1 protein-coding gene is annotated in these 652 nt (G+C 57.2%); it reads right to left on the bottom strand.

The features are described from left to right. Positions 1 to 374: 374 nt before the first annotated feature. Positions 375 to 652, bottom strand: a 278-nt coding sequence (locus FHP24_RS28905) for a c-type cytochrome (RefSeq protein WP_394344680.1), incomplete at its 5' end; no start/stop codon positions are given.

The following is a 652-nucleotide window of genomic DNA, read 5'->3' as shown; positions in this document are numbered from 1 at the left end:
CTGCCGGCGGTGAATACCCCATCTTCGCTATCGTCCGGAACGCGGTCGGTTGCAACTAGGATCGCGACGCGCTCCGTTCGAGGGATAGAAGTGACAACTGCCAGCACGCTGGGACCGGGTCTAGCGCAAGACGACAGGACAGATGCAAGCACAATAAGAGATATGATGCGGCGCAAGGGCGGGACTCGTTATTCAGGTTCCGCGAAAATAGTTTCAATCACGTTCCGGGGAAGGAGTTCGATGCCTTGCCCTGCGCATTGTCGCACTATGTTGCGCTCTCGCAACGAAAGGGTTGCCTGGTTTTTCTGCATCCCCTCCCTTCGACGATCACGGGAAGCGTGCACGGTAGGGGCAGAAGCTACCTCAACGAAATCTCATTGCGGGATTGATTCACGGCGACTGAAATAAACTGCCGCCGCGTCGATATCTTCAGGTGAAAGTTTCTTCGCCGTATTCGTCATCAGATGCGCGTAGTTGGAACCGCCGCGGGTGCCGGTCTGGAACGACACCAGTTGCTGGCGCAGATAGGCTGAATTCTGACCCGAGAGCTTCGGATAGGCGGGATTGGTGTTGGCCTTGTCGTGACAGGTCAGGCAGGCCGGGACCTTGTCAGTAGTGCGGCCCTGTTCTGCCAGCACACGGCCCTTTTCGA

The organism is Aliirhizobium smilacinae (assembly GCF_006335145.1).
In the GTDB taxonomy this organism is placed as follows: domain Bacteria; phylum Pseudomonadota; class Alphaproteobacteria; order Rhizobiales; family Rhizobiaceae; genus Neorhizobium; species Neorhizobium smilacinae.
Note: the sequence above shows the minus strand (reverse complement) of the source record. Positions and strands in the feature narration are given on the sequence as shown.